The following is a 25,986-nucleotide window of genomic DNA, read 5'->3' on the forward strand; positions in this document are numbered from 1 at the left end:
AAAAGCTTGAACCATTGGTTCAAGCTTTTTATTTTACAATCGGATATATTTAATGTTATTCAGCAGTAGTTAAACTTGCTGAAAGGTATTCTCTATTCATTCTAGCAATATTCTCTAATGAAATTCCTTTAGGGCACTCTACTTCACATGCACCAGTATTGGTACAGTTACCAAAGCCTTCTAGATCCATTTGAGTTACCATGTTTTTAGCTCTTTCTGCAGCTTCTACTTTACCTTGAGGTAAAAGAGCGAACTGAGATATTTTAGCCGAAACAAAAAGCATTGCAGAAGCATTTTTACAAGAAGCTACACATGCTCCACATCCAATACATGTAGCAGCATCAAAGGCTTTATCAGCATCTACTTTAGGAATAGGGATAGAGTTAGCATCTTGGGTATTTCCAGAAGTGTTTACTGAAATGTAAGCACCAGCATGCTGAATTCTGTCAAAAGATGTTCTATCTACTATCAAATCCTTTATTACAGGAAAAGCTTTAGCTCTAAAAGGCTCTATGTAAATTTCATCGCCATCATTAAAACGACGCATGTGGAGCTGGCAAGTAGTGGTGCCACTATCTGGTCCATGAGGTTCGCCATTAATGTGCAAAGAACATGAACCACAAATACCCTCACGGCAATCATGGTCAAATGCTACTGGCTCTTCTCCTGTATTGATTAATTGTTCGTTTAAGACATCCATCATTTCAAGAAATGACATATGATCAGAAATTTCAGTGACCTTATAATCTACAATCCCACCTTTGTCCTCTGCATTTTTTTGTCTCCAAATCTTCAGTGTTAAATCCATGGTCAGTTTGTTATTTGTATGAGCGAGTTTTCAACTCAATGTCTTTAAATTCTAATTGTTCTTTGTGGAGTACGGCATCAGATGGTTCTCCTTTATATTCCCATGCAGCTACGTAGGCATAATTTTCATCATCACGCAGTGCTTCTCCGTCTTCTGTTTGATAATCTTCACGGAAGTGCCCTCCACAAGATTCGTTTCTTTCCAAAGCGTCTTTTGCGAATAGCTCACCAAGTTCTAAGAAATCGGCTACTCTATTTGCTTTTTCAAGCTCAGGGTTAAGTTCGCTAGCATTACCAGGAACACTAACATTTTTCCAGAAGTCTTTTCTAATGGCTTTTATTTCAGCAATGGCTTCTGTTAAACCTTCTTTGTTTCTTGCCATTCCTACTTTATCCCACATGATTTTACCAAGCTTCTTGTGGTAATAATCGACAGAGTGAGTTCCCTTATTATTAACAAAGAACTCAAGTTTCTCTTTTACTGAATTTTCAGCTTCTTCAAATTCAGGAGAATCAGTAGAGATTGGGCCGGTTCTAATATCATCTGATAAGTAATGACCAATGGTGTAAGGCAATACAAAATAACCATCAGCTAAACCTTGCATAAGAGCTGATGCTCCTAATCTGTTGGCACCATGGTCAGAGAAGTTAGCTTCTCCAATAGCATAGCAACCAGGAATAGTAGTCATCAAGTTATAATCAACCCAAACCCCACCCATAGTATAGTGTGTGGCAGGATATATCATCATTGGTGTAGTGTATGGGTCTTCATCCACAATCTTTTCATACATCTGGAAGAGGTTACCATATTTAGACCTAACTACTTCTGTACCTAGCTCAATGATTTTTTCCATCGAGGCATCTTTCAAACCATGAATCATGGCCTGCTCTTTACCGTATCTTTCTATAGCAGACTTAAAGTCTAAGTAAACTGCTTCACCTGTTTGGTTTACACCATAACCGGCATCACATCTTTCTTTTGCGGCTCTAGAGGCTACGTCTCTAGGTACTAAGTTACCAAAAGCAGGATATCTTCTCTCTAAGTAGTAATCTCTGTTTTCTTCAGAAATTTCTGTTGGTTTAAGACGACCTTCTCTAATGGCCATCACATCGTCCATATTTTTAGGAACCCAAATTCTACCATCGTTTCTTAACGACTCCGACATTAATGTCAATTTGGATTGGTAATCACCAGAACGTGGAATACACGTTGGGTGAATTTGTGTGTAACATGGGTTGGCAAAGAAAGCTCCCTTTTTGTGGATTTTCCATCCAGCTGTTACGTTAGAACCCATAGCGTTAGTAGAAAGGAAATATACGTTCCCGTAACCACCACTTGCTATTACTACAGCGTGAGCAGAATGTCTTTCTATCTCACCTGTGATTAAATTTCTTGCAATAATTCCTCTTGCTTTACCATCTACTATAACCAAGTCAAGCATTTCATGACGGTTATACATTTGGATTTTACCACGAGCTATTTGACGATTCATGGCAGAATAAGCACCTAATAGAAGCTGCTGCCCAGTTTGCCCTTTGGCATAAAAAGTCCTAGAAACTAAAACTCCTCCAAAAGAACGATTATCTAATAGTCCACCATAATCTCTTGCAAATGGTACACCTTGTGCTACGCACTGGTCAATGATGTTTCCAGAGACTTCAGCTAGTCTGTGTACGTTAGCCTCTCTTGATCTATAGTCGCCACCTTTAACGGTGTCATAAAATAATCTATAATTTGAGTCACCATCACCTTGATAATTCTTTGCGGCGTTAATTCCCCCTTGAGCAGCAATAGAGTGAGCTCTTCGAGGAGAATCTTGGTAACAAAATGCTTTTACGTTATATCCTAACTCAGCCAGTGTAGCTGCGGCCGAACCTCCAGCAAGACCAGTTCCTACCACTATAACATCAATGGAACGTTTGTTCGCTGGATTAACCAGATTGATTTTGTCTTTATAGGATGTCCACTTGTCGGCTAGTGGGCCTTCAGGAACTTTGGCGTCTAATTTAAAATTTGCCATGATTGTTATCTTTTTAAATTATTTAATTAGAAAATAAACTGGAATGACAGCAAATGCCAATGGAATCAGAATTGCGAAAATCCATGTCCCCAATTTTTTTACTAATGGAGTGTATTTAGGGTGGTTAAGACCAAGTGTTTGAAATCCACTTTGAAAACCATGCAATAGGTGAAAGCCTAAAGCAGCCATTGAAAGCACGTAGAATAATACCAGAAGAGGATTTGAGAAAGAAGCTTCGGCTTCTGCATACAAATCTTTTACTACGGTAGTTTTTGTTCCTTCAGCTTCATTTATAGTTTCAAGTAACTTAACCTCTTGTGTGTAGTCAGAAGAAAGAGACTCAATAGAATTCATAGCTCCAGAAGCAATGTTTTCGGTATAGCTTACATAAGGCAAGTGGCCAAATTTATATTCATACCAGAAATCACCCATGTGAACTGCTAAGTAAACCAATACAATGGTTCCTAAAATTGCCATCTTTTTACTTGCGAAAGAACCTTGATTCTTCGACATCGCGTAACTTTTTGGTCTGGCTTTTCTGTTTTGGAATTCCAGGTAAAGGCCCCAAAAGGCATGAAACAAGATAGAGGTGTAAAGCAGATAGGAAACTGTCTTGATAAGCGGGTTGGTTGTCATAAATACCGTATAGGTATTAAATGCATAACCTCCGTCATCTTTGAACAATTGAAGATTTCCAATCAAGTGAATAATTAAGAAAGTACAAAGGAAAAGCCCCGTCAGAGCCATTAGTACTTTTTTGCCGATTGAGCTAGTTAATGTTTTGGTAAGCCAAGACATATAATGATTATTTATTTTGGTCAATAATGAAACCTCTCATACTTAGAATAGTACAAAATTCGAGGTCAAAAGTAAGTACCAAAGAGTTTAGAACCAATAAAAAAATCAATTAGAAATAGCAAATTTTGATTTTTAGACTGTTTCTAAGCGATTCTATGGTCATGTTTGAAACTAGCGTAGAAAATGTATTTGTTTTGATATATTTGAAAAAAAACTATCTCGAATTCTTCGGATATATGAATATTGAGACCACTTATTGCGTTAGTTATACTACATATATGAAGATTCCTTTAAACTGCATGAAGAAATATTTATCGTATCTATTAGTACCTCTTTTCTTTTTCCTGAGTACTCAGGCTTATGCAACGCACATTAGAGCGGGAGAAATTACGGCAGAAAGAATTTCAAACACGTCTTTAACATATAGGATAACACTTACCACTTATACGGATGAAGTGGGGGGGAAAAGTGCTAACGAAGCTCAAGAAGATGTAGATTTTTATCCGGGTTTTTCGAACAATGGTGTAGTTAGTTATAAAGTACCAAGGAGAGAGAAGGTGCTTATTAGTCCAACTACAGTTAGAAATACCTACGTTACCACGGTAACTTTTCCGGGAGCAGGTTTTTATAAGATAAGTTGCGGAATACCAAATAGAAACGAAGCGACCATAAACCTACCACAGCCTTCTGATAACATTACATTTTTTGTCCAAACTACACTTTTAATAAACTCAGCATTTGGCTTAAATAGTACACCAGTACTTTTAAATATACCAATTGACTCAGCAGCAGTTGGGGTCAAGTTTATCCATAATCCAGGTGCTTTTGATATAGATGGGGATAGTTTGTCTTATAAGTTGACTATCCCAATGGAGGACAGTGAGCAAGCAAATGGAATAGGCGGACCGATTGAGGGATATACTGACCCTAGTTTAGTAGGAGATGCACCTATTAGAAATGAAGCAGATACGGGGCCGGCTACTTTCAAAATTGATGCTAGAACAGGAGATTTAATTTGGGATGCTCCACAAAAAATCGGTCAGTATAATGTAGCTTTTACCATAGAAGAATGGCGAAAAGCTCCTGACGGCACCTATGCTAGAATAGGTGTGATTGTAAGGGATATGCAGATTATTGTGGTGGAAACCGACAATAGAAGACCAGAACTAGAAGTCCCTAATGACTTTTGTGTAGAAGCTGGTGATTTGATTGAATTCGAAGTTTTAGGAACTGATGATGACGAAGACCAAAGTTTGAAGATTACTACAAATGGAGGTGTTTATAATTTGGGGGCTGATGGTTCATTTAAAAGGTTTGTGGCAGATGAGGCTGCAGAGTTTAGTACTTCTTCGGGAGATAATAATGTGTCACCAGTTACAGGGAAGTTTACTTGGCAAACAAACTGTGCTCATGTGAGAGAGCAGTCTTATGATGTGCTTTTTAAAGTTGAAGATTTACCGGGAAGGTTTATCACACAGTTGGTAGATATAAAAACGGTTAAAATTAATGTCAATCCGCAAAGGGTTAAAGGTCTTACGGGTAAAGAAACCGAAGATGGTGTAACGCTTACATGGCAACAATATCCGGAATGTACTGGTGAAGGAAAGATTTTTGTTTACAGAAAAGATGGCTGTAGTGGATTAAATCCAGGGGTTTGTGTTCAAGGGATGCCTGATGCTTGGAGGTATGTTAAAATAGGGGAGGTAGCCTTGGGGGATACCACTTTCATAGATAACAATGCGGAAAACGGGCAAATATATAGCTATAGGTTGGTAGCAGAAGTGGGTGTTTCTCAGTTTAATACTATGCTAAGTTCTCCTTCAACCGAGTTTTGTATAGGAAGTGAGTTGCCAAAGCGTGTTCCGGTGATTACGCACGTAGATGTGGAATCCACCAATAATACAAGTGGAAGTGTAATGGTAAAGTGGTCAAAGCCAATAGGACTAGATACTGCTGACTTTAAAGGACCTTATTCTTATAAACTTTTTAGAACAGAAGGACTTGGAGGCGACAGCTTTGTAGAAGTTACTACCATTAATACCTCTCTAGGAGATGCTGCAGATACCATGTTTTTTGATACAGGATTAAATACCCTTGATTTAGTTTATAAATATAAAGTAGCATTTTACTATGAAGGAGATAAACTAATGGGTGAGGCTCCAGCGGCTACATCAGTGAGACTTGGAGGAACCCCTGACGATAGACAAATTAATCTGACTTGGGAAGCAAATACTCCATGGATAAATGATAACCAGACGCACTTAGTTTATAGAGAGGATAAAGAAAACCCCGGTGTGTTTAATGTCATTGCAGAGGTAGCAGTTACAGGACCAAACACTTACAGTTTTACAGATAAGGGTGAAGACACCTTTCTTGCCGATGGAGACCAGTCTATAGTGATGGAAAACAATATTGAGTATTGTTACAAAGTAACCACTCGAGGAATCTACGGTAATGAAGCCTCCGTGTTTGGTGTTTTGGAAAATGAATCTCAGGAGTTTTGTTTATCTGCGGCTGACAGAACACCGCCTTGCCCATTAGTGATAAATTTAGATCAGCTAGATTGTGAAAATATTCCCCAAGAAGATTTTTGTAGGCCAAATGCCTTTACTAATAAACTTAACTGGAGTACACCAGAAAATGTAGGAGGGGTGAATTGTAGAACAGATTTAATACGATATAATGTATACTATTCTCGATTTCCTGATGGTAACTTTGAGCAAATTGGTATTACCGAAGGCACTACCAGTAGATACGATCATATCAAAAATCCAACGGACGGTTTTGCTGGATGTTATTATGTAACAGCGGTGAGTATTTTGGATGTGGAGAGTGAGCCGAGTAATATGGTTTGTGCCGATAACTGCAACAAGATATCTTTTCCAAATGTTTTCTCTCCGAATGGTGATGGTAAAAACGATACGTTTGAGCCAATGGATTGTCCTGCATTTATAAAATCTATTGAATACCAAATTTACAATAGACAAGGTCTGCTAGTGGCAGAAGGGGAAGGTTCAAGCCTAAGTTGGGATGGTAGAGGAATAAATGACCAAGAACTTTCTGTAGGGACGTACTATTATCTTATTAATGTTCAGTTTAATAGGTTAGAAGAAAATTCAGACGTTTTTACCTACAAAGGGTATCTAGAGTTGGTTAAATAAGATTCAAAAAGAAAGGCCTGAGAAGAAATTCTCAGGCCTTGTGGATTTATGTAAATCAATCAATCTTACTTTAGGAGCTCGTAAATACCAGCTACTCCTTGTCCACCACCTACGCAGGCAGTTACAAGACCATATTTTTGATTTCTTCTTCTCATTTCATTCAAAATTTGAACGGTCAATCTACCACCAGTAGACCCTAAAGCATGTCCAAGGGCAATAGCTCCACCATTAGGATTAAGAATGTCTGGATTGATTCCAAGCTCTTTAGTAACAGCAAGTGCTTGTGACGCAAATGCTTCGTTTAATTCTACTTGGTCTATATCTTTTAATTTTAAATTAGCCTGCTCTAAAGCCTTTGGCACAGCGTATACTGGCCCCATTCCCATAATTCTAGGGTCACAGCCTGCCACTGCATAAGCTAGCATCTGAGCTACTGGTTCTAGGTTTAATTCTTTCACCATTCTTTCAGACATCACTATCACAAAAGCAGCTCCATCTGATGTTTGGGAAGAATTACCTGCTGTTACACTTCCGCCTGCGGCAAATACTGGTCTAAGTCTCGCAAGGGCTTCAACACTTGTGCCCGCTCTTGGGCCTTCATCTTTTTTGATAATGCTTTCTTTGGTTTTCTTTTTACCAGAGTTTGCGTCAAAATAAGTTTCAGTAACAGTTATTGGAACAATTTCCTCATCGAATTTTCCGTCAGCTTGAGCCTTTAAGGCTTTCATGTGCGACTTGTAAGAAAACTCATCCTGGGCCTCTCTTGATATTTTGAAATCTTGAGCTACCTGCTCTGCAGTCAAACCCATTCCTAAGTAATAGTCTGGATTATCACTAGCTATGTCATAATTCAATGCGGTTTTCCAACCCATGGTAGGTACCATAGACATAGACTCCGTTCCGCCAGCAATGATACAATCTGCCATACCAGCATTTATTTTACCAGCTGCCATAGCAATGGCTTCAATACCAGAACCACAATATCTATTGATGGTTACACCAGGAACGGCTTTTCCCATAGACAAAAGCGAAATGTATCTTGCCATTTGCATTCCTTGCTCTGCTTCTGGAACTGCGTTTCCTACTATTAGGTCGTCTACCCTGTTTGGGTCTAACTCAGGTACCTGAGCGAGTAGGTATTTAATGTTTTCTGCTGCCAAGTCATCTGGTCTGGTAAATCTAAATCCACCGCGACCAGCTTTTCCTACGGCTGTTCTATATCCTTTAACTATGTATGCTTTCATATTTTATTTTTTTAAGACTGTGAGATAAAAAATCATTGACTTTTTCTCGGCTCTATTTAATTTCTTGGTGGTTTACCTGTTGTCAATAAACCTTGCATTCTTTCTAAAGTCTTTTGCTCACCGCAAAGGCTCAAGAAAGCCTCTCTTTCTAAGTCAAGAAGATAATCTTCCGTTACGTTTTGAGCGTAGCTCAAATCTCCACCAGAAATAACATAAGCTAGTTTGTCAACGATTAAGGCATCATGGTCAGAAATGTAATTTCCAAGCCTCATTGATTTAATACCTGCTTTAAAAAGAGCTATTCCTGCCTTACCCTGTACTTTAACATCTGTTCTTTTGGTTGGCATAGTGTAGCCGTTTTCTGCCAATTCTACAGCTGCCTGCTTAGCTTCTGCTAATAGTCTTGACCTGTTAAGTACAATCTGGTCTCTTCCTTCTTTTAAATAACCCATTTCCATAGCTTCATGAGCGGAACCTGACACTTTTGCCTGAGCAATGTTCATAAATGCCGCTTGAAGAATGTTTAATTCTGAATCACCAGGCTTGTAAGCATCAGAACATCTAAGAGCCATCTCTTTAGTTCCGCCACCACCAGGGATAACACCTACACCTACTTCTACAAGTCCCATGTAGGTTTCTGCTGCTGCTACCACTTTGTCGGCATGAAGGTTAAGCTCTGTTCCGCCACCTAATGCTAGGGTGTGAGCTGCTGTCACCACTGGGATAGGTGAATATCTCGCCTTCATCATGGTTTGCTGGAATTGAGCTATCATCATGTTGATTTCGTCAAAATCCTGCTCAATAGCATACATGAATAGCATCGCTAAATTTGCTCCAGCGGAGAATGCCTCGTGGCTATCGTTACCTACGACTAATCCTCTAAAATCTTTTTCTGCAACAGCGTATGCTTTATTAAGACCTTCTACCACTTCCGCTCCAAAAGTATTCATCTTAGAGTGGAATTCTACACCTGCTATGCCATCTCCTAAGTCGAAGATTGATGAGCCAGCGTTTTTCCAGATTACATTCGTTTTTCTAATGTTATCAAGAATAATGAATGATTCTGTTCCTGGAATTACTAGGTAAGATTTGCTAGGAATGTCATAATAAAGTCGCTTGCCGTTTTCTATTTTATAGAAAGACTCATTGCCAGCGGCTAACATATCATAAACCCATTGCGAAGGCTTGTTGCCTTCAGCTTCGGCTATTTCTACAAACTTTTTGGCACCCACGGCATCAGCGGTTTCAAAAAGTCCCATTTGCCAACCGAAACCAGCTTTGATAGCATCATCTACTCTGAAAAGTTCATCCGCTATTTCAGGAATTCTGAAAGAGGCATATTTGAACGCATCCGTTAATGTTTTTCTGTAAAATTCACCCGCGGCGTTTTTTCCTGCCAATAGTACAGGAAATCTGTCAGCTAAATTGTCAATGCTTTTTGTAGCTCCTAAAGTGTCAAACTTTACTTTTTCAGTTGGTCTGTACGCTAGCGTATCAAAATCAAGGGCAAGAATGACTGTTTTACCTTTTTCTTTGGTCTTTTTATAAAAACCCTGACCAGTTTTATCTCCAAGCCATTTCTTTTCCATTAGGCTTGCCATGATTTCCGGCAGCTCAAATGCAGCAGAAGACTCGTCGTTTTTTAGCGTTGCTTTAAGGTTGTTGCAAACATTGACGGTAGTGTCTAGGCCTACTACATCAGAAAGTCTGAAAGAACCTGATTTAGGTCTTCCTACTACAGGGCCAGTTAGTTTGTCAATTTGCTCTACAGTTAAGCCCATTTCTGCCGCAGTACGAATAGTCTGCACCATGGCATAAATACCAAGGCGATTTGCAATAAAAGCTGGTGTGTCTTTACACAATACAGTTTGCTTACCTAAATAAAGGTCTCCGTAATGCATTAAGAAATCTATAATAGCTGAGTCTGTTTTTGGGCCAGGAATGATTTCCAGTAACCTCAAATATCTTGGAGGATTGAAAAAGTGTGTTCCACAAAAATGCTTTTGGAAATCTTCACTTCTCCCTTCACTCATGAGGTGTATCGGAATACCAGATGTATTAGAACTTACTAAGGTTCCTGGTTTTCTGTGAGCTTCTACTTTTTCATAAATAATCTTTTTTATATCAAGACGCTCTACCACTACTTCAATTATCCAGTCAACATCCTTTATCTTGGACATGTCGTCATCGAAGTTTCCTAAAGACACTCTTTTAACTACCTCTTTGTTATAGGTAGAGTTTGGCTTGCCTTTTACAGCAGCTGTAAACATGTCTGTAACAATTCTGTTTCTCACGTATGGAGAGTCTGTCCCCAATCCTTTCGCTTTTTCCGCATCGTTAGGCTCTCTAGGAACCATATCAAGCAATAAAACCTGACAGCCTATATTGGCAAAATGAAGAGCAATTCTGCTTCCCATTATTCCAGCTCCTAATACGGCTACTTTGTTTATTTTTCTGTTCATGTTTTGATATTAGTTATCTATCTATTTATTTTTTTGGAATCCAAGCCCAGTTCATTACGGCTTGAATAATCTCTTGTCCTGTTTCATCAGTTACCCTAATAGGAACGCTTAAGTCACCCTTTGGGGTATTTCTAATTTGTTCTATTTGCTCATCATCTAGCCAAGCAACTGCCATCTGTTTCCCTAAACTCCTTCTGATAAAGTTTATTGACAAGTCTTTCATCAATGGTAGCTTATCGTCCGGAATGTTCATGCCTACCACCATACCTGTAGCTGTTTCAGCTAAAAGTGTGGTGGCAGCAGCATGTATTTGTCCAATATGATTTTGGACCTTTTTTTTGTTCTGAAGTGAAATTACGACTTTATGGCAAGTCAACTTTTCAAAATGAATTCCTGCCGTACCTACAAAATTTACCACCCTACCTATCGATTTGTCAAGAAGCCATGGCTTAATGAACTTTGGCATTTTATTTACCTTTTCAATATTTCGGTTAAGTCGGTTATTGTATTCCATGGTGTAAAGGGTATGCAAGCATACTGTTGTAAAATTATCTACTTTGAAATTGGTATGCAAGCATACTATTAAAAGATTTTTCTAAGTACGCTTAGGATTATTCTTTGAATAAAAGAAAAGCGTTCCTTTTTGCAATGTTGTTGCATTTAGTGTTACTTTTGCATCATTGTTGCATTTGTGATTCAAGTTAAAGAAATGAAAAGATTTATAGAAAGACATTCACACCTTTTCCACAAACTGGGTTTAAGTTTGTCTTTTTTATGTGCTATACATTGTTTGGCTATGCCTTTCGTTTTGGTGCTTTTACCTTTTTTAGGAGCTAATTTTTTTAGTGACGGGGCGGAGTTTGCTATGATTGGTGTCAGCTTACTTATTGGTTTTTTCGTGCTTTTGAAAGATTATCGCCATCATGATAATATTTTACCTTTAGTTCTTCTGGGAGCGTCTTTCTGCTTGGTGCTTCTTCATGTATTTGTCCACAATCACGTTATCGTCTCGTTAAGCTCTATTTCTATGGCAGTGGCTTATTTCTATAATTGGAGATTGCATAAGAATGTTTGTTCGCATTCTTAGTAAGGAAAATCTATGGGATTTGGGTATTTGAATTCATAGTTCAATAGGCTTTTAAGTTTTTTCCCGTCAATTATTTTAAAGGGGATTGGCTGTTCAGGCTCTGTAAATTCCGGTTTTATAAACTCCGTCCTTTCCGCACAGTTTTCTAAAATTTCTTTTCTGTTCGGATGTATAGGTGCTGTTACATTAATAGTTTGATTGAAAATGTCTGCTTCTATTACTGCGTCAATAACACCAATTACATCATCTCTGAAAACATAATTGACCGGCGTGTTTCCATTCGTAAGATCTTTTTTGCCAGAGAAATATTTACAAGGAATTCGGCCATAACCCATAAGTCCGCTTAGTCTTAAAACGGTCAATCTTTCACTAACACTTTCTCTCAATATTTGTTCAGCTTTAAAAAGTGGGTTAGTTTCATTAGCTTCTGTTTCGCTCATTGACCTGTTTTCAGTAGGGTAAACAGAAGTGCTGCTTGTGTAAATCACTTTGACATTTTTACGCTCTTCAAGTTTTGAGGCAAGTTTAGTCATTTGCGTAAGAAAATTTTCTTCGCCATTCTTTTTGAGCCTTGGCGGAAAACAAATAACAAGGTATTTTGATTTGAAAAACTCTGTTTGTGAAACATCATTTTCTAAATCAATGATAAATGGTTTTATGCTCTGCTCTTCTAGCGTTTTAATTTTGTCTTTAGAGGTGGTGCTGCCTGAAACATTCCACTTTTTTAGGACAAAACTTTTAGCGAGTGGTAGTCCTAGCCAACCACAACCTAAAATTGAGATAGAAATTTCTTTTAAACTGTTTTCTTGAATATTTTGCATGAGATAAAACCGACCGCATTTTATTTAAACAACAAAGTAAAGATGAAAAAATTAGTGTTGGTGTTTTATTTTATTCTTGGTCAACTTACGGCACAAGAAAACTTCGCTTTAGTGATTCATGGTGGGGCAGGTACTATTACTAGAGAAAACCTAAGCCCAGAAATGGAGAAAGCCTATCAAGAAAAGCTAAATGAGGCTCTGCAGGCTGGTTATAAAGAACTGGCCGATGGGAAGCCCGCAATGGATGCAGTAGTAAAAGCCATTCAGGTTATGGAGGGGTCTGCCTTATTTAATTCAGGAATAGGTGCCGTGTTTACGCATGAAGGAAGAAATGAACTAGATGCTTCTATTATGGATGGTAAAACACTCGGGGCAGGTGCTGTGGCAGGAGTGAGCCATATCAAAAGTCCGATTGAAGCTGCTAGGGCAGTAATGGAAAAGTCCGAACACGTTTTATTGGCAGGAAAGGGTGCAGAAGAATTTGCGAAATTGAAGGGGCTGGATATGGTGGATAGTAGCTATTTTTATACAGATAGAAGGTGGAAGTCTTTGCAACGAGCTATTAAAAGAGACTCTATAGAGCTAGACCATTCGGAGGAATCACCAAAGAAGTCGTCTATGAATTATAGTGTGCCAGAAGATTATAAATTTGGAACGGTGGGCTGCGTGGCTTTAGATATGGATGGTAATTTGGCGGCAGGTACATCTACGGGAGGAATGACGAATAAAAGATGGAATAGGGTAGGAGACAGCCCGATTATAGGAGCTGGCACCTATGCCAATAATGCAACCTGTGCTGTTTCGGCTACTGGTCATGGTGAATATTTTATAAGGTCGGTAGTGGCCTACGATATTTCTGCTTTGATGGATTATAAAGGGCTTTCGTTGACAGAGGCGTCTGAGGAGGTAGTTCTGAATAAGCTTGTGAAGCTTGGTGGCTCTGGAGGAGTTATTGCTATTGATAAGGGAGGAAACGTAGCAATGCCTTTTAATACTAAAGGAATGTACCGTGGATATATGAAATCAAATGGCGAAAAATTGATATCCATCTATAAAGAAGTGGATTGAGAAGAATAAAGCCAATGGTATTTGTTAATTTTGCGGCTGATTTGTAGGATAAGTCCTACTTTGTGGCACTTCATTTATCAAAATCTTTGGAAATTAGCTTTTAAAATGGTCGATACTCATCGAAAAAAACCTTTTGTTATAGGAATTACTGGGGGAAGTGCCTCAGGTAAAACTTTTTTCTTAAAGAGCTTATTGAAAGAATTTTCTGAAGATGAGGTTTGTCTTATTTCTCAGGATAATTACTATAAAGAGAATAAGCATATTCCAAGAGATGGTAATGACATTGAAAACTACGACTTGCCTGAGTGCATAGATTTCGAGTCTTACGCAAGCCACATTAAAAGCTTAATAGAGGGTGAAACTGTAAATCACCTAGAGTATACTTTTAACAATCCGGATAAGGTTCCAGAAATGTTGGTGCACAAGCCTGCTCCAATAATAGTGGTGGAAGGGCTTTTTGTGTTTTACGAAAAGAGCCTTTCGGATTTGTTAGACATTAAAGTTTTTATTGATGCGAGAGAAAAAATAAAAATCAAACGCAGAATAAAAAGAGATAATGAGGTACGCGGCTATGACATGGATGACGTGCTTTACAGATGGGAAAATCATGTAACGCCTACTTACAAGAAGTTCATTAAGCCTACCAAAAAGTCTGCTGATGTGGTGATAAACAACAATGACCACTTCGATAATGGACTTTGGATGCTTACCACCTTTGTCAGGTCAATATTGAATCAAAGTAAAAGCTAGTTTGAAGAAGGAATAAATTGAGCCGAAAGGTCTGGCTGTTCCATGTCTTTGTCTAGTGGAAACATTGGTCTTTTGATTCTTTTATATTCTAGTCGTTCTAAGTCTTGATTTACTCCACCCGGCGTTAGGGCCATAATCCAGTCTGCTCTAATATCATAAAGTTCTGGTACTAAATAGCCAATTTTAACAACCACGATGTCAGTCTTTGATGGATTTAAATCTAAGTCTGTAAAATCTTTTATGTAGTGATATGGTTTTCTTTTTTCGGTAACTATCACATGCACAGAACCTACTTTTACCACCACTTCTACACCAGCATTAACGTCACCTTCCTTGATAGATTCTATAGTTCCTTTTAGCTTAATTGGTGGAGCGTATCTATTATCTACCGCAGCACCCACTAGGGCTTCTATTTCGGCACCTACACCCGATTTTACGGCAATTTTAGTAAGTTCTGGGCCTGGAATGGAGGCATAAATTAAACTTGGGCCATCTGCTTTTTTGAATTCTGGCCTGTCAAGGATTTCTTTCAAAGTCCAAGTGACATCACCTGCACCGCCAGCAGTTGGGTTATCACCAGAATCACTAATTAGGAATGGATGTTTGTCGCTTTTGATAGCAGCATCAAGGCTTTCTGATAGCGAACCTACAGGTGAAACAAAGTCAAATTCATTTCTAGCATCCCAAAACTTCTGAGCTAGTTTTTCAGCTGCTTGGCTCACTTTTTCCTTATCGTCACCAGTAACCATCACCACAGCATGATTTCTAGGCTCGTCTGCCCAAGCATATCCTACCCAAATGGCAGCGTCTATAATACCTTCTTGTTTAGTTATTGGGTCTACTTCTGCATAAATAGATTTGGCAGGCTCTACTCTAGTACTCGTTTTTTCTCCTGGAAGCAAGATTGGCACTGGAACCCATGCTTTATATTTCGGTTTTCCTTTTCCGCTCTTTATTCTGTCTAATAAGTTGGTAACGGCTCTTCTCTTTGTTTCCATGGCGTCTTCATGAGGGGCCATTCTGTAACAGGTTATAAGGTCTGTGTTTTCAGCTAATCTTGGAGACACATTGCCATGTAAGTCCATTGAGGTAGAAATGATAGGTTCTTTGCCAACAACTTCTCTAACGCGTATTATGAAATCACCTTCTGGGTCGTCTAGGCCAATAACGCTCATGGCTCCGTGGAGGTCAAAAAAGACACCATCGTAGGGCATTCCTTTTTTTAGCCTTTCTAATGTTTTGTTTACCAAAGATTCATAAGCTTTCTTACTTACGGCTCCACCAGGAATTGATTTACCAATAACTGTTGGGTACCAATTGGCCGCACTTCTTAGTACGGAATCTGCGGCAAAGAAAGGGTATCTTGTGAAAACTTCATCGCCGTATTTGGCATGAAAGGCTTCTTCCTCTGAGATAGCTGGAGAAAAAGTACTTGATTCAATGGCTAGGCCTGCAATGGCAATTTTTGGAAGTTCTTCCGTGTTTTTCTGTAAGTCAGTATTACAAGAAATGAGTGTCAGTAGGAATAAAGGAATAGATAGGAATTTCATGAAGGACTAATTTGAAAATGGTAATGGTTAACTAAAGTTACAGATTTCTTGAAATCACGTCTCGCATTTCTAAAATATCTCATTAAAGTCTTAGAGGGTTTACAGGAAACCTTAGAAAAGCAAAAAGCCCTGATTTTTTCAAATCAAGGCTTTTAAACAAAATGCGGTATAATTTATTACACTACACTTAAACGAACAGTGTTCGTTCTGTTATCTGCTAATAAAGGAACACTTAATGTGTTAATGAATTTGTCTCCTTTTTCTAATTTTCCTTCCTCTACTAAGAAGTTCATGGCAGCATCCACTAAGTTGTCTTCGTGGTTGTTTGGCATTCTTTCAGAAGAGAAAACTTCTACACCAGAGTAAAGGCTTAACTGTGTAAGCAATTTCTGATTTGAAGTGAATATGAAAATATGAGCTTTAGGACGGTGATGAGAAAGTCTTACCGCAGTATAACCAGAAGTGGTATAACCAATGATAGCTTTAACGTCAAGGTCTCTTGCAAGTCTACATCCCATCATGATAACGTTGTCGTTATCTTTATCTTCAGAGACATAATCTGCAGTAGTTACTCTTGTATGATATTTGAAGTAAAGGTCTTCTTTTTGAGCGTGTAGCTCTACTTGCTGTATTGTTTTTGTCATGGTCTCTACAGCTAGTAAAGGGTATTTACCGGCAGCAGACTCACCACTAAGCATAACAGCATCAGCACCATCCCAAACAGCATTGGCTACATCGCCAATCTCCGCTCTAGTAGCACGAGGGTTGTCTACCATACTTTCTAGCATTTGCGTAGCTACAATAACTGGCTTAGCTGCTAGGTTACATTTTCTAACAAGTTCTTTTTGGATAATTGGCACCTCTTCGCCTGGCATTTCAACACCCAAGTCACCACGGGCTACCATGATAGCATCAACTGCTTCAATGATAGAATCCATGTTTTCGATAGCTTCAGGTTTCTCAATTTTAGCAATAACCTTAGCTGTGCTTCCTTTGCTTTTGATGTATTCTTTTATCTCAATGATTTCTTTCGCAGTTCTAACGAAAGAAAGAGCTATCCAATCAACATCGTGCTTAAGACCGAACTCTAAATCTTTCCAATCTTTGTCTGTAACAGAAGGTTGAGAAATGTTAGTGTTAGGAAGGTTTACACCTTTCTTTTGCTTTAGCAAACCACCGTAAACTACTTCCGTAATTACTTCTTGCTTGTCTTTATCTATCGCAGTTACTTTTACTTCAAGTTTACCGTCGTCCATAAGGATACGCTCTCCCACTTTCACATCTTGGTACATGCCTTTGTAAGGAGTACTTACTCTTTCAGCGTTTCCAACGACTGTGTCATTAGTGAAGATAAACTTGTTTCCTTCGATAAGCTCTACTCCAGCGTTTCCGCCTTCCATTTCACCTACTCTGATTTTTGGGCCTTGTAAATCTTGAAGGATGGCACACTTTAAATTGTGCTCTTTATTGTTCTTTCTAATTCTTTCTAATCTAGTTAAATGCTCCGGGTGGTCTCCATGAGAGAAGTTTAATCTAAATACATTTACTCCGGCGTTTGCCAGTTTAAGCAACATTTCTTCACTTTCTGAGGCTGGGCCTACGGTTGCTACAATTTTGGTTTTTTTGTACATAAACTGTTATGTTATTGTCTTTGGCGTAAATTTCGACGTAAAAATAGGAATATTAAGGGATAAGGCTAGAATAAAATTTCAGTATCTCAGCCCTGTTTTGGCATATTATTCCTATTTGCCTTAAGATGAGCCGTAAAATTATAAATGACCTTCCGTATCTCCTATTTTTGTCCTGTTCTATTAAAAGAAAACAGTAGGAAGGATAATAAAAAATGATCAAACAGATTTATATTTTTGATACCACATTGCGTGATGGAGAGCAAGTTCCGGGATGTCAATTAAATATTGACGAAAAAGTGATGATTGCCAAAAGGCTCGATGAGTTAGGCGTGGATATCATTGAAGCAGGCTTTCCTGTTTCAAGCCCCGGTGATTTTAAGTCGGTGGAGGCAGTTTCTAAAATTGTGCAAAATGCCACTGTTTGTGGGTTGACAAGAGCAGTGAAAAACGATATAGAGGTAGCTGCAGAGGCTCTAAAGCATGCAAAAAGACCAAGGATTCATACAGGAATAGGCTCTTCGGATATTCATATAAAACATAAGTTTAATAGCAATCGGGATGAAATTCTAGAAAGAGGCGTAGAAGCAGTAAAATATGCTAAATCTTTTGTAGAAGATGTGGAGTTTTATGCTGAAGATGCTGGAAGAGCAGATTTAGAGTTTTTAGCTCGCCTAACAGAGGCTGTTATCAAGGCTGGAGCTACGGTGGTAAATTTGCCTGACACCACTGGATACCTTTTGCCAACTGTGATGTATGAAAGAATAAGTTATTTAATGAATAATGTTCCTAATGTAGATAAGGCAATACTGTCAATGCATTGTCATAATGACTTAGGAATGGCTACTGCCAATACTATTGCAGGTGTTCAGGCGGGAGCCAGACAAGTGGAGGTTACTATTAATGGAATAGGAGAAAGGGCTGGAAATACTTCTTTAGAAGAAGTAGCCATGACTTTAAAAGTGCATAAAGAATTAGACTGCTATACCAATATTAAGAGTGAGATGCTTTACCCGCTTAGTAAATTGGTGGAAGATACCATGCGTATGCCAGTTCAGTCTAATAAGGCCATTGTTGGTCGTAATGCATTTGCTCATTCTTCAGGCATTCACCAAGATGGTTTCTTAAAGAATGCGGAAAACTATGAGATAATGACACCGCAATCTGTAGGTGTAGATAAGTCTGATATAGTTTTAACAGCGAGAAGCGGAAGACATGCTTTGAGACACAGATTAGCAATTTTAGGATTTAATATTGCGAAAACGGAAGCTGACGGTATTTATAATGAATTCCTTGAGCTTGCTGATAGAATTAAGGAGGTAAATGATAAAGACCTAGTTAATTTAATGAAAGAGCTAGTGGTAGAGGCTTAAATGTTTGATATAGATTTTGATGAAGACCTTCCGGCGATGGGAGGTCTTTTTTTTATAGTTCTTTATGAATCGATTGTTCTGTTTGGAAGGTGATGTGAAACTATTTCTCAGAGGGATTAGAGATTAAAGTTTCTAATGCCTTTAAGCACACTTTCATTCTTATACGCCCAAAATCATCCATATTGAAAGCTTCGGTGGGAGCTACATTTGTGGCTAAGAAATAAGTATTGTCCTTGGTTTTGGCGAAGCCTACAAACCAGCCAATATTATTCTCGTTTTGTACTGCCCAACCTGTTTTTCCATAAAGTGTATAGTCTTCGGTTTCTTTTAGAACCATGATTTTGTTCATAATGTCATAGCTATGCTCCGAAATAGGAAGTTCTTTATTGGCAAGTCTTTTTAAAAAGTCAATTTGCTCATACTGCGATATTTTAGAATCTCCTTCTAACCAGAAATTGTCAATGTTTGTGCTGTCAAAAATCATCCCTGGATATCCGATTTTATCTAGCGTAGCATGCATTTTATCAGCTCCAGTTTTTCTCGCAATTTCTTGGTAGCAAGGCACACAAGAGCGTTGGTATGCCTGATAGAAATTCATGTCTTGTTCCCAAGATTTCAAAAACTTAGGTTCGCCATCCCAGTAAAACATAGAACTATCATTTTCTACAATCTCGTTTTCTAAAGCATTTATGGAATTGGCTATTTTGAAGGTAGATGCAGGTATAAACCCCTTCTTTGCCCATTCAAAATCATTGGAGTAATAAGTGCTTTTGTTGGCGTCATAAATTAAGACAGAGCCTTTGATAAGTGATGAGTCAATAATTGACTGAAAGTCTGAACTAACTACTTCTTTTTCTTCAATTGATTCTTTTGTAGATGTGGAGCAAGCGGTAATAAGGCTAGCGATAGCCAGTAGGAAAGCGAGGTTTTTCATTGTAGGCGTTTTATTAGGAAAGTATTAAGTTATAAAATGATTCTTCTTCAGCTCTCAATTGCCGAGAGAATTGACTTAAAATATATTGCATCGTACTATTCTTTCCTTAAAAAGTTCTAATTTGAAAATTAATAATTTAACCCTATTGGAATGAATAAGTGGCTCAAAAGAATTGGAATCGTTGTTGGTAGTTTGCTGCTCCTGGGAGCTCTATTTATAGGGTATTTTGTTTTCAGAGTTACCAAAGGAATGCCATTTTTTGAAACAGAAGCTCCCAATATTGAGTTTGCCGAAGGCAAAAAATCAATTCTCCTTTTTTCAAAAGCTAATGGTTTTGTACATGGCGAAGCTATTGATGCAGGAAAGAGGGTTTTCAATCAAATGGCCACCGAAAATGATTGGTTTATTTACCAAACAGATGAAGGTGGAGTTTTCAATAAAGAGCAGTTGGCTAAGTTTGACGCCGTGATTTGGAATAATGTTTCTGGTCAAGTTTTGACAGAAGAGCAACGTGCCGATTTTTCTAATTATCTAGAAAATGGTGGCGGCTTACTTGGCATTCATGCCGCAGGAGATTTTTCTCATCATTGGCAGTGGTATTATGACCACATTTTAGGAACTACATTTTCGCATCATCCTCTTAAACCGCAGCTTCAAGAGGCTACCATTCATTTGGAAGCTAGTGCTGATAGTTTGACTAAAACTCTTTTGCCGGCCAGTCTTGACTTAAAAGAAGAGTGGTATATTTTTAATAAAGACCCAAGAGAAATGGGAGCAAATGTGCTTTACGCCATGGATGGTGATAAGATAATTCCAAATGGAAATATGCTTTGGATTAAAGATAAAAATTGGGGTATGGGAGCGTTTCATCCAAATGTTTGGTCTATGGATGTAAAGCAAGGGAAAGCATTTTATGTAGCCCCTGGTCATACAGCGGCTACATTTGAAAATGCTGATTATGTCAAAGTTTTGAAATACGGATTAGACCTGGTTTCCAGTATCGACTGACAAAACATGAATTCAATATTTCATGAATTCCTACTATATACCCCAGAGGGGTATAATGTTAATAGAGACGGGTGAAACCCGTCTTAAAAAGAACAATTAGTTAAAGTATTTGGCGGTATTTTGGTCATTAAAAACCAAAATTGGGACAAATAGCTCTCTGGATTCTACGTTAATTCACGTTCACTTATTTCACCGCCTGCCTAGCCAGTAATTTCCAGTAACCTTGCTCTTTGGTCCAGATATAAAGAATTTTAAGACTTATGCTATTTGCTACGCCGCCATCCTTAACATCTGCTTTCATAAGGCTTCTTACCCAAGCCACATCACCTTTTACGGTAATATCTGGGGTTCCAAAATCGATAGTAACAAAGTCTGACTCACCACTGGTCAAACTATTAATAAAAGACTTTCGTCCTTCTATTTTACCGCTAGAGTGTCCATAAGTAAGCTCTTCGCAAGTCAGGTAAGCCAAATTAGCAGAGTCTGCACTCACCATGGCTTTATGAAGTTTTATCACAGACTGGTCAATCGCTTTCACCGCAAGGTCTTGTGTCCTTAGAAAAGCTAGGTGCATAGGTAGCTGCACATCAGCTCTTGCAGATTCATCTTCTATAAAATGATACTTGACACCAATTTCTTTAGCCGCCTTCATCACTTCTGCTATGTTGACATCGCCAGTACCCAAGACGACGTTTCTTTGTTTGTCTTGACGGCCGTCTAAATTATCCACGGAGCCTATCATTCTGTCTTTCAGGTGCGTAACTGGAATTCTATTCGGATATTTTCTCATAAGTGCAGCTGGGTCTTGACCAGGATTACGCATCCAAAAAACATCCATTTCTACGTTGACATACCTTGGGTCGGTATTGGCCATCATATAATCATACATGGTGCCTTCTCCATCATAAGGTCTAAATTCGTAGCCGTGAGCGTGATATAAAAAGGATAAGCCTGCTTCCGCAAATTGTTTTCCTGCTTTGTTAAAAACAGCAACACCTTTTTTCATGTCTTCAAAAGTGAAGTCGTTGCCGTTATGCGGAATCCAATAGCAAACGGCATATTCTGCACCAAAGAATTTTAGGTTTTTAATGATGTCTTTAATCTTCTCAGGGTCTTGCAGTTGCTCAAAAGACGTTCCTCCGGCTATTACTTGCAAGCCATGTTTGTCTAAGAGTTTCTTGTATTCCTCGTCAGACATGCTCCGGTTTCCGGCACCTTCAAGGTACTTTATACCCATGTTTTTGAGTTTGATAAGACCTTCTTCCACATCGTCTTTGACAAGGTCTCTGGCGGTGCCCATAATGATGCCTATTTCTTGTGCATGGAGCTGAAAACTAAGGGCAAAGCAAAATACTAGTACAATGATTTTTTTCATTTTTTTGATAGGGTTTTACCAAAATTAAACAAAAAAAATGGGATGAATAGGATTGTATATTATTCAGCTTTAAGAAACTGAAAAGGGTGCTTAGATAGCAAACTGTTAAACAGGAAAAGCCACTGCTCCGAGAGCAATGGCTTTTTAAAAAGAAAACTAACGTTTATCTAATATTCATCTTCATTAAAGAAGAAGTCATCTTTCGTTGGGTAGTCAGGCCATATTTCTTCGATATTTTCGAAAGGCTGACCATCATCTTCTAATTCAGACAGATTTTCCATCACCTCATTAGGTGCTCCAGAACGGATTGAAAAGTCAATCAATTCATCCTTTGAAGCTGGCCAAGGGGCGTCTTCTAAATAAGAAACTAATTCTAAAGTCCAGTACATGTCTTCACTATGTTTAAATGTGTATTTCCTGAATTTGGCTGCAAAAGTATCAAAAACTTTTATTCAAAAACGTATTTTTGTCAAAAAAGTGTATTTCCTCTTAATGTTTTTGAGACTGCATTGAAAATCAGAAACTTACAACGTGTATAAAATGACAATCGAAACCGAAATTTGCTGTTTCTCCTTAGCGTCTGCCTTAGTCGCTCATAATTTATCTGCTACCAGAATTGAGCTTTGCGGCGGATTTTTAGAAGGAGGCACTACGCCATCCCAGGGTTTAATCCAATTGGTTTTAGAAAAAACCTCTCCTAAAACTTTTGTTATGATTAGACCACGCGGTGGCGATTTTTGCTATACCGATTCCGAAGTGCTTACTATATATAACGAAATTAACGCAATAAAAAAACTAAATCCAGCAGGTTTTGTTTTCGGTGCTTTATCGGCGGATGGTTCTGTGGATATTGAGCTTTGTGAAAAAGTTATTTCATGGGCAAAACCCTTCCCCGTGACTTTCCATAGGGCTTTTGACCAATGTAAAGATGCTGTTAAAAGTTTGGATGAAATTATTGAACTAGGCTTTGAAAGAATACTGACTTCAGGACTAAAAAACTCGGCTTTGGAAGGTTTGCCTTTATTGGAAGAATTGAAAGCTAAAGGACAAGGTAAAATCCAAATTATGGCAGGAGCTGGCGTTAATGCTGAAAATGTGGAGGCTTTTGTCAACGCAGGTTTAGAAGCGGTGCATTTCACTGCTAAAGATTGGGTAACTAGCCCTATGAGTGTATCGGAAGTTTCAATGCAGTCGGGTACATTGCCTGATGATTTAGGAAGGTATGAGACGTCAACGGAGAAAGCTAAGGTGCTTTTTGACTTGATTTATTCGAAGAATAGGTAAAAAGTGACAGCATGGCTGTTTAACCTATCTATTACAGAAATAGGCGTAATGCTAGTACTGCCCACCGCAGGGTCTATCAAGTTTTTGATACCATGCGAAAAATGAATTTCAGGAGAGAGTTTGAAAAATTGACGGAACAGTTCCATGCCGGCACCATATTCAATGCTTAAGTCAGAGCTTTTGATGCCCGCGGTTTTTCCAATTTTTGATTTTCTAGCGAGGTTTACAGCATTTGTTTCAAAACCTAATCGCATTCCTCCAAATACGTTCATTCGCATATTGCCTCTTCGGAGCGATTTGTATCTTATTAGAACCGGAAGCTCAAACCAAGCTTGCTCTCTAGATGGAATAATCTCAGGGTCTTCATTCACAGAGAGTTTTTTAGCATAAATAGCCACCGTAGGTATTATTCTTACGTCAATTTTTGGATTGATGGTGTTTAGGTTCATTAGGCCACCCATCTTTATACCATAGTCCATTGGAGAGGTAATAGAGTTTATCGTAGTGTTGGCACCTGATAAAAATAGTTGGTTATGCTTTATACGGTAATTACTAAAGGCAACACCTAAAAAGTAACCAAACCTTATAGGCTTTGCATCATAATCTGCCTGGTGTTTTACTGTTGATGCTTGAGAAAATGCATTACTAGAAAATGTCAAACTAATCATTAGCAATAAACTAGCTTTAAGGAAAAAGCGATAAGCTCCTTCTAAGGCTTTTCTATTATTGTTAATTCTAGTCAAATTATACATTCTTTGTTAATCGCCTATTTGGTACCTACGTATATAGAGCAAATGCCGAAAGTAAGAGCTTTGCAAAAAGCATGCTTAAAACCAGCTTTCTCAAAAATTGCAAGAAAATTGTCTCCATCAGGAAAGGCTTTTACCGACTCAGGAAGGTAAGTATAGGCCGCATTGTCCTTAGAAATAAGTTTTCCTATTAATGGTAAAATCTTTGTGGAGTAAAATCCATAAAGTTGTTTCATTGGAAAGCTTTTTGGAGTAGAAAGTTCAATAACCACACAGGTGCCACCTTCTTTGGTAACTCGGCACATATCTGTTAGTCCTTTTTCTAGATCCTCAAAATTCCTTACGCCAAATGAAACGATAACTGCGTCAAATGTATTGTCATCAAAGAGTAGTTTCTCCGAATCGCCCATTTTAAGTTCAATCTTATCGGACAGGCCAAGTTTCTCCATTTTTTCACGGCCATACTTGAGCATTCCTTCAGAAATATCAACACCAATTATCTTATCAGGATTGAGCTGTTTATTGGCCTCTATCGCTAAATCGCCTGTTCCTGTCGCTATATCAAGAATTAGTTTTGGCTGTGCCTTCTTTAATAGAGACATGGCTTTTCTTCGCCAATAAATATCAATTCCGCCACTCAGGACACGATTTAGCAGGTCATAATTTTTGGAGATATTGTCAAACATCTCCGAAACTTGCTCTTTTTTGCCTTCCGTTTTATCTTTATATGGTAGTACTGCCATTACTTGTTTTTTAGTATGCCTTTGCAAATGTCCTTAATTAACGCTGGTCCTTCATAAATAAATCCTGAATATACCTGAATTAGTGCCGCTCCAGCATTTAGTTTTTCAATAGCATCTTCTGCAGTGTATATTCCACCCACGCCTATGATAGGAAATGCACCGTTTGATTTTTTATTTAAATACGAAATTACCGCTGTCGATTTGTCTTTGACAGGTTTTCCACTCAAACCTCCTGCACCTATTTCAGTAACTAAAGCCTCAGAGCTTTTAAGGCCACTTCGGTCAATGGTGGTATTGGTTGCTATAAGCCCGTCAATGCCTGTACTAAGTGTAATTTCTACAATGTCATCTAGCTGACTTTCTGTTAAATCAGGAGCTATTTTTAGCAGAATTGGTCTTTTAATTTCTTTTTGAGCATTACGCTCCATCAGCGAATTTAATATTCTACTCAGTGGTTCTTTGTCTTGTAATTCTCTTAAACCTGGGGTGTTTGGCGAACTTACATTCACCACAAAATAATCTACATAAGGGTGCAAATCTTCAAATGCTAATAGATAATCAGATAAAGCATCTTCATTTGGCGTGACTTTGTTTTTGCCAATGTTCCCTCCAATGATTAGATTAGATTTTCTTGCTTTTAATAATTGTGCAGCGTTAAAAGAACCTTCATTATTAAAGCCCATTCTATTAATAATGGCTTCATCGTCTACTAATCTAAATAGTCTAGGTTTAGGGTTTCCTGGCTGTGCTTTAGGTGTAACAGTACCTATTTCTATAAAGCCAAAACCTAAACAAGACAGTTCGTCGACCCAAAATGCATTTTTGTCAAAGCCTGCCGCTAATCCTACTGGGTTTTTAAAAGTTAGCCCGAAAACGGTTCGCTCTAAAGATTTATCGGGCACCTCGTATAGTGATTTCAGAATGGTTTTACCAAAAGGTAGCTTGTATGCTATTTTTAATAAATCTGTGACAGTATAGTGTATCTTTTCTGGGTCAAATTTCTTGAGAATGGGGAAAATGAGACTTTTATAGAGGTTCATTCTTATGATTTAATAAAGGAGCTGATAATACTTTAAGGCGGGTACAAAGCTAGGTCTTAGGAAGTTTATTTCAAATGTATTGC

General features: G+C 38.3%; 22 protein-coding genes. 7 read left to right on the plus strand and 15 right to left on the minus strand.

The features are described from left to right. Nucleotides 1-55: 55 nt before the first annotated feature. The 3 genes from AC0L6O_RS02830 to AC0L6O_RS02840 are packed head-to-tail and all read right to left on the minus strand — an operon-like array spanning nt 56 to nt 3,626. Nucleotides 56-808, minus strand: coding sequence for a succinate dehydrogenase/fumarate reductase iron-sulfur subunit (locus AC0L6O_RS02830; protein ID WP_473306175.1), 753 nt, complete (start codon nt 806-808; stop codon nt 56-58). A gap of 10 nt (nt 809-818) precedes the next feature. Next, a complete protein-coding gene (locus AC0L6O_RS02835) occupies nt 819-2,828 on the minus strand; it encodes a fumarate reductase/succinate dehydrogenase flavoprotein subunit (RefSeq protein WP_473306177.1) in 2,010 nt (669 codons plus the stop codon). 18 nt (nt 2,829-2,846) lie between these two features. Next, a complete protein-coding gene (locus tag AC0L6O_RS02840; RefSeq protein ID WP_473306178.1) occupies nt 2,847-3,626 on the minus strand; it encodes a succinate dehydrogenase cytochrome b subunit in 780 nt (259 codons plus the stop codon). Between the two features lie 299 nt (nt 3,627-3,925). Between AC0L6O_RS02840 and AC0L6O_RS02845 the strand changes: the two genes are divergently transcribed. Then, on the plus strand, nt 3,926-6,787 hold the full coding sequence (locus AC0L6O_RS02845) for a T9SS type B sorting domain-containing protein (protein WP_473306180.1): 2,862 nt from the start codon (nt 3,926-3,928) through the stop codon (nt 6,785-6,787). A 65-nt stretch (nt 6,788-6,852) separates the two neighbouring features. On the opposite strand, the gene AC0L6O_RS02850 is transcribed toward AC0L6O_RS02845, so the two are convergent. Genes AC0L6O_RS02850 through AC0L6O_RS02860 form a run of 3 tightly spaced genes read right to left on the minus strand, consistent with a single transcriptional unit; the run spans nt 6,853 to nt 11,007 of the window. After that, on the minus strand, nt 6,853-8,031 hold the full coding sequence (locus AC0L6O_RS02850; RefSeq protein WP_473306182.1) for an acetyl-CoA C-acyltransferase: 1,179 nt from the start codon (nt 8,029-8,031) through the stop codon (nt 6,853-6,855). Between the two features lie 56 nt (nt 8,032-8,087). Next, nucleotides 8,088-10,493 (minus strand): 3-hydroxyacyl-CoA dehydrogenase/enoyl-CoA hydratase family protein, encoded by a 2,406-nt coding sequence (locus AC0L6O_RS02855; protein ID WP_473306184.1) that lies wholly within the window; start codon nt 10,491-10,493, stop codon nt 8,088-8,090. Between the two features lie 25 nt (nt 10,494-10,518). Then, nucleotides 10,519-11,007: a DUF4442 domain-containing protein gene (locus AC0L6O_RS02860; RefSeq protein WP_473306185.1), complete on the minus strand. Its 489-nt coding sequence runs from the start codon at nt 11,005-11,007 to the stop codon at nt 10,519-10,521. Nucleotides 11,008-11,202: 195 nt separating this feature from the next. Here AC0L6O_RS02860 and AC0L6O_RS02865 point away from each other — a divergent pair, with 195 nt between their 5' ends. Next, the gene (locus AC0L6O_RS02865) at nt 11,203-11,580 is read left to right on the plus strand and encodes a MerC domain-containing protein (RefSeq protein WP_473306186.1); all 378 of its coding nucleotides are present in this window, start codon (nt 11,203-11,205) and stop codon (nt 11,578-11,580) included. Here the strand turns inward: AC0L6O_RS02865 and AC0L6O_RS02870 are convergent. After that, nucleotides 11,577-12,401 carry a Rossmann-fold NAD(P)-binding domain-containing protein gene (locus tag AC0L6O_RS02870; RefSeq protein WP_473306188.1) on the minus strand — a complete coding sequence of 275 codons (825 nt, stop codon included), beginning with the start codon at nt 12,399-12,401 and terminating at the stop codon, nt 11,577-11,579. The two genes, AC0L6O_RS02865 and AC0L6O_RS02870, sit on opposite strands and share 4 nt — an antisense overlap. A 42-nt stretch (nt 12,402-12,443) precedes the next feature. Here AC0L6O_RS02870 and AC0L6O_RS02875 point away from each other — a divergent pair, with 42 nt between their 5' ends. Together AC0L6O_RS02875 and udk are read left to right on the plus strand one after the other, a co-directional pair. Next, nucleotides 12,444-13,469, plus strand: coding sequence for an isoaspartyl peptidase/L-asparaginase family protein (locus AC0L6O_RS02875; RefSeq protein WP_473306189.1), 1,026 nt, complete (start codon nt 12,444-12,446; stop codon nt 13,467-13,469). Between the two features lie 105 nt (nt 13,470-13,574). Then, nucleotides 13,575-14,219, plus strand: coding sequence for a uridine kinase (gene udk / locus AC0L6O_RS02880; protein WP_473306190.1), 645 nt, complete (start codon nt 13,575-13,577; stop codon nt 14,217-14,219). On the opposite strand, the gene AC0L6O_RS02885 is transcribed toward udk, so the two are convergent. Next, nucleotides 14,216-15,769, minus strand: coding sequence for a M81 family metallopeptidase (locus AC0L6O_RS02885; RefSeq protein WP_473306192.1), 1,554 nt, complete (start codon nt 15,767-15,769; stop codon nt 14,216-14,218). The genes udk and AC0L6O_RS02885 overlap by 4 nt on opposite strands. A gap of 176 nt (nt 15,770-15,945) precedes the next feature. Then, nucleotides 15,946-17,400, minus strand: a complete 1,455-nt coding sequence (gene pyk / locus AC0L6O_RS02890; protein ID WP_473306193.1) for a pyruvate kinase — start codon at nt 17,398-17,400, stop codon at nt 15,946-15,948. Nucleotides 17,401-17,612: 212 nt separating this feature from the next. Between pyk and AC0L6O_RS02895 the strand changes: the two genes are divergently transcribed. Next, nucleotides 17,613-18,770: a 2-isopropylmalate synthase gene (locus tag AC0L6O_RS02895; protein WP_473306194.1), complete on the plus strand. Its 1,158-nt coding sequence runs from the start codon at nt 17,613-17,615 to the stop codon at nt 18,768-18,770. 100 nt (nt 18,771-18,870) lie between these two features. On the opposite strand, the gene blaOXA is transcribed toward AC0L6O_RS02895, so the two are convergent. Continuing rightward, a complete protein-coding gene (gene blaOXA / locus AC0L6O_RS02900; protein ID WP_473306195.1) occupies nt 18,871-19,704 on the minus strand; it encodes a class D beta-lactamase in 834 nt (277 codons plus the stop codon). Nucleotides 19,705-19,854: 150 nt separating this feature from the next. On the opposite strand from blaOXA, the gene AC0L6O_RS02905 reads away from it, so the two are divergent. Next, nucleotides 19,855-20,712, plus strand: coding sequence for a ThuA domain-containing protein (locus tag AC0L6O_RS02905; RefSeq protein ID WP_473306197.1), 858 nt, complete (start codon nt 19,855-19,857; stop codon nt 20,710-20,712). Nucleotides 20,713-20,896: 184 nt separating this feature from the next. Here AC0L6O_RS02905 and AC0L6O_RS02910 read toward each other — a convergent pair whose 3' ends face one another. Together AC0L6O_RS02910 and AC0L6O_RS02915 are read right to left on the minus strand one after the other, a co-directional pair. Next, nucleotides 20,897-22,087, minus strand: a complete 1,191-nt coding sequence (locus AC0L6O_RS02910) for a DUF4440 domain-containing protein (protein WP_473306198.1) — start codon at nt 22,085-22,087, stop codon at nt 20,897-20,899. A gap of 167 nt (nt 22,088-22,254) precedes the next feature. Beyond that, the gene (locus AC0L6O_RS02915) at nt 22,255-22,476 is read right to left on the minus strand and encodes a DUF2795 domain-containing protein (protein ID WP_096193716.1); all 222 of its coding nucleotides are present in this window, start codon (nt 22,474-22,476) and stop codon (nt 22,255-22,257) included. Between the two features lie 151 nt (nt 22,477-22,627). Between AC0L6O_RS02915 and AC0L6O_RS02920 the strand changes: the two genes are divergently transcribed. Further along, nucleotides 22,628-23,371 (plus strand): copper homeostasis protein CutC, encoded by a 744-nt coding sequence (locus AC0L6O_RS02920; protein ID WP_473306199.1) that lies wholly within the window; start codon nt 22,628-22,630, stop codon nt 23,369-23,371. Here AC0L6O_RS02920 and porT read toward each other — a convergent pair. The 3 genes from porT to AC0L6O_RS02935 are packed head-to-tail and all read right to left on the minus strand — an operon-like array spanning nt 23,353 to nt 25,903. Then, nucleotides 23,353-24,114, minus strand: coding sequence for a type IX secretion/gliding motility protein PorT/SprT (gene porT, locus AC0L6O_RS02925; RefSeq protein ID WP_162628207.1), 762 nt, complete (start codon nt 24,112-24,114; stop codon nt 23,353-23,355). The genes AC0L6O_RS02920 and porT overlap by 19 nt on opposite strands. Nucleotides 24,115-24,137: 23 nt before the next feature. Beyond that, nucleotides 24,138-24,863 (minus strand): bifunctional demethylmenaquinone methyltransferase/2-methoxy-6-polyprenyl-1,4-benzoquinol methylase UbiE, encoded by a 726-nt coding sequence (gene ubiE / locus AC0L6O_RS02930; RefSeq protein ID WP_473306201.1) that lies wholly within the window; start codon nt 24,861-24,863, stop codon nt 24,138-24,140. After that, a complete protein-coding gene (locus AC0L6O_RS02935) occupies nt 24,863-25,903 on the minus strand; it encodes a quinone-dependent dihydroorotate dehydrogenase (protein ID WP_473306203.1) in 1,041 nt (346 codons plus the stop codon). The genes ubiE and AC0L6O_RS02935 overlap by 1 nt, the downstream gene beginning before the upstream one ends. Nucleotides 25,904-25,986 lie beyond the last annotated feature (83 nt).

The organism is Arcticibacterium sp. GJ41-1 (assembly GCF_055808875.1).